The following is a 3,877-nucleotide window of genomic DNA, read 5'->3' as shown; positions in this document are numbered from 1 at the left end:
CGAGTGACGTGCGCACAGCCGTCGTGGTGGGTGCGGGCATGGCCGGCCTTGCTGCCGCCGGCGCTCTCGCCCGCGCGGGCTGGCGGGTCATGCTTCTGGAGCGCGGCGAGCGGGTCGCGGCGCCGCCGACCGCAATGGTGCTGTGGCCCAACGGGTTGCGGGCGCTGGAGTCGCTGAACCCGGAGGGCGGCTGGTCGGCGATCGCCTCGCCGCTGCCCGACGGCGGCGTCCGGCGGCCCGACGGCCAGTGGCTGGTGCCGCCGCGGACCCGGGCCGGCGCCTGCCACGCCCCCGCCGTGGTGCACCTCGAGGACCTGTACGACGCGCTGGTCGCCGGGCTCGGCGACCGGGTGGAGATCCGCACCGGCGTGGCCGTCAGCGGCGTCCGGGTCGGTTCCGGCCGGCGGCCCGCGGTGGTCGACGGCCGCACCGAGCACGAGGCCGATCTGGTGGTCGCCGCGGACGGCATCGACAGCCCGGTCCGGCGCGCGCTGGCCCCCGAGGCGGCGGCGGTCGGGTCCGGTTTCGCGGCCTGGCAGGCGGTGATCCCCGGCTGGCGGACGCCGGCGCTGACCGGTGAGCAGGCGGCCGGAGGCGAGACGCTCGGCGCCGGGTACCGGTTCGTGTCGATCCCGCTGAGCCGGCGCGGCGGCGTCTACTGGGTGGCGACCGCGGCGGGCGCGGCACGTCCCGAGTCGCCGGCCACTCAGCTCGCGCTGTTGCGCCGCTGGTTCGCCGGCTGGCACGCGCCGGTCAGTGAGCTGCTCGCTGCGACCGAGCCGGAGGACCTGGTGCCGCAGGAGGTGCGCGAGCTGCGGCCGCTGCCCCGCGCGTACGGTTTCGGCTCCGGCCCGGGCGGTGTGGTGCTGCTCGGCGACGCGGCCCATGCCATGCCGCACCATCTCGGTCAGGGTGCGTGCCTGGCGTTCGAGGACGCGGCGACGCTGCGTTCATTGACCGCTGACGTCGCGCCCGGGCCGGAGCTGCACGCGGCGATCGACGCCTACAGCCGGGCGCGGCGTCCCCGCACCACCACCGTCGTGCGGCAGACCCGCCGGATGTCCGCGGTGGTGCAGGCTCGTGGCCGGCTGGCCCTCCGCGCCCGGGACGCGGCCCTGAACCAGCTCCGCCCGCGCCTGCTGGGCCACGCTCACGGCCTGGCCGCCGACTGGAACCCGCCCGACTGACGCGGTCCCGTCCGGAGGAGCGGTTGCCGACGCCAGCCAGAACGTCACGGCGCCGGCCAGGGCGGCGACGCCGCAGAGTAGCAGCGTCACGGTGTATCCCCAGTGCTGCACCGACAGCCCGGCGAGCACTCCGGCCAGCAGCGATCCGGCCGTGGAGCAGTTGGCGAACAGGGTGGTGGCACGACCGGTGGCGGGGCTCATGAGGTCCTGGAAATACCGGATGCCGGCCGCGCCGAAGACGGCGATGGCGACGCCGCGGGCGACCTGCCCGACCACGAGCAGGGCCATGCCCTGGGCGAAGAGGGTGATGACGAAGTACCCGGCGAGGGCGGCCATCGACCCGGTGAGCAGCAGGCGCTGGCTCACCCGCTGCGGCAGCGCCGCCAGCCCGAGCGCCGCCAGGACCTCCACCGCCGCGCAGGCGCTGTAGAGCAGGCCGACCGCCGAGTCGGGACGGTCCAGGCCTCGTGTGACGTAGAGCGGGAGTGCCACCGAGCCGGCGAACATCGCCAGGAAGAACAGCACCGCGCTGACCGCGAGGGCACGCGGCGCCCGCCGGGTCGCGTGGTGTTCGCCGTCGGTGGGTGTCGGCGGCGGCGCGGCCGGCACGGTGGCGGCGCACAGGGCCGCCACGAGCAGGGTCGCGGCGGCCGCCCAGAGCAGGCCGGTGAAGCCGATGCGTGGCAGCAGCGCGGCGCCGGCCAGCGGACCCAGCGCCCACGCCAGCGACCAGCCCGAGCGCAGCAGCGGCGCCGAGCGAACCCCGGCACGCCCGTTGCCCAGCACCACGCGGGCCAGGGCGAACAGCTGTGGGAAGGCGGCCTGACCGGCGGCGACGAGGGTGATCGCGATCAGGATCAGCACCGGGAAGGACGTGGTGGTGGTCAGCAGCGCGAACCCGAGGCCGCCGAGCGCGGCGGCCGCGATCGCGAAGCCTTTCGTCGGGGCCCGGTCGAAGCGGCGGCCGGCCAGGGCGCTGACGACGATGCCGCCGGCCGCCGGGGCGGCGATGAACAGTCCGATCTGCACCGGGCTCAGCGCGGCCCGGTCGGAGGCGAACAGCACGAGGTACGAGCCGGCCATCGAGTCGGCGATGCCGAGCAGGATCACCGAGCCGGCGAGCGAGCCGAACGTACGCCCGACCTTGTTACCACCAATCAAGCCCATACTGGGAACATCGCATCGATCACCGGCGACCGCAACCGGTGAAGCCCGTTACGGTGGAAACATGCTGGGGTGCGGCGTCAGATCTCCGACGGGGCCGGCTCGGCGATGCAGGCCGTGCCGATGCGGCGGAAGCCGACCTTGGAGTAGAGACGGGCCACGTCGTCGTCACCCGCGGAGAGGAAGACCAGGTCGACGCCGTTCTGCAGCGCGTGCCGGGCCAGGCTTGCGGTGAGCTGTGACGCGTACCCCCGCCGGCGGGCCGACGGCAGGGTCGCGACGCCGGCGATCTCCGCCACGTCGCCCACCCGCTGCGTCAAGCCGCTGGCCAGCACGCCCTCGGTGGGTGACTCGACCACCGCGCCGGTGAACCGGCCGCTGGCATACCGGCTGCGCTGCTCCTCGACGAGCTCCGGGGACAGCGGCGGCAGCGAGTCGCGCTCGCGCGGCCCGGCCGGCTCCGCGGCCCGCACCCCGACCGGCACGGCCGCGTTGGCCGGCGCGCCGAAGCCGAGCTGCCCGACCGCCCGGGTGGCCATCAGGTCGGTGGCGAACCGCGAACTCGACGGGTCGAGGAAGCGGATCGTCGCGTTCGGCAGCGGCAGGTCCGGCACCAGCGCCGCCCGTTCCAGCACCATCAGCGGCGCGAGCAACACCTCGAGGCCGGCGGATCGGGCGACGGCCAGCAGGTCAGGCGTGGTTTCGTGCACCCACTCGAAGGCCTCCGGCGCGCCGAGGTCTCGTTGCCGGCGGCGGACCGCAGTAATATCTGCGGCAGACGGCGTGTCCGCTCCCAGCCGGGGGCGGGCGTAGTAGGGCCACCCCGGTCCCTGGCGGACGAAAAGGACGAATTCCCCGATGTCCTCCGTGACGGTGGCATCACGGGGTACGGCGTCGTAGAAGCGTTCGAGCCGAGCAAAGACGTCGGTTTCAGGTTGCGCCACCGCGCGAGACTACCCAATCACGGATCGCGCATGCCGTTCAGTCCGGCCACGGGGGTCGCGGTGACGGGTCTCCCGACGCCCGACACGCATGGCGAAGTGTGATCCAGACGCACCTGGTGGAGATCCGGTGCACCTAACGTAGTATCTAGAGACTTTGCAGGGCCGACGTCGTCCCGACCTTGAACCGAAATGTGTGACGACTGGAGGCCCGGTGGCTGTTCCGCACCCCCAGGGGCTTTACGACCCTTCGCAGGAGCGAGACGCCTGCGGGGTGGCCTTCGTGGCCGACCTGCATGGACGCCGTTGCCATGACGTCGTCGCCAAGGGCCTGTCGGCGCTGATCCGGCTCGACCATCGGGGCGCCCGCGGCGCCGAGTACAACACCGGCGATGGCGCCGGCATCCTGATCCAGGTTCCCGATCGGCTGTATCGCGAGATCGCCGGCGTGCAGCTGCCGCCGGCCGGGCCCTTCGCGCCCGGACTGGCCGTCCGGCCCCGGGGCGAGGACGACCCCACACGGCCCGAGAAGATCTTGGAGAAGGACGCGCTGGTCGTGGGCGGCGCGGTGCGGGGCTGGCGCGG

At 74.1% G+C, this 3,877-nt stretch carries 3 protein-coding genes and 1 pseudogene; 2 read left to right on the top strand and 2 right to left on the bottom strand.

Annotated elements, in window-relative coordinates:
* The first annotated feature begins 8 nt into the window (after positions 1-8).
* Positions 9-1,187 carry an NAD(P)/FAD-dependent oxidoreductase gene (locus tag AB0M20_RS31220; protein ID WP_364303916.1) on the top strand — a complete coding sequence of 393 codons (1,179 nt, stop codon included), beginning with the start codon at positions 9-11 and terminating at the stop codon, positions 1,185-1,187.
* 18 nt (positions 1,188-1,205) lie between these two features.
* On the opposite strand, the pseudogene AB0M20_RS31215 reads toward AB0M20_RS31220, so the two are convergent.
* Positions 1,206-2,354: pseudogene (locus tag AB0M20_RS31215) on the bottom strand (MFS transporter); the annotation flags it as partial.
* A 77-nt stretch (positions 2,355-2,431) separates the two neighbouring features.
* Entirely contained in the window at positions 2,432-3,295 is an 864-nt protein-coding gene (locus AB0M20_RS31210; protein ID WP_364303915.1) for a GNAT family N-acetyltransferase, read from the bottom strand.
* Between the two features lie 211 nt (positions 3,296-3,506).
* On the opposite strand from AB0M20_RS31210, the gene AB0M20_RS31205 reads away from it, so the two are divergent.
* The coding region (locus tag AB0M20_RS31205; RefSeq protein WP_364303914.1) for a hypothetical protein at positions 3,507-3,877 on the top strand (371 nt) is incomplete at its 3' end.

The organism is Actinoplanes sp. NPDC051633, from assembly GCF_040681735.1.
Taxonomy (GTDB): domain Bacteria; phylum Actinomycetota; class Actinomycetes; order Mycobacteriales; family Micromonosporaceae; genus Actinoplanes.
This window is presented reverse-complemented; position numbering and strand designations above follow the sequence as displayed.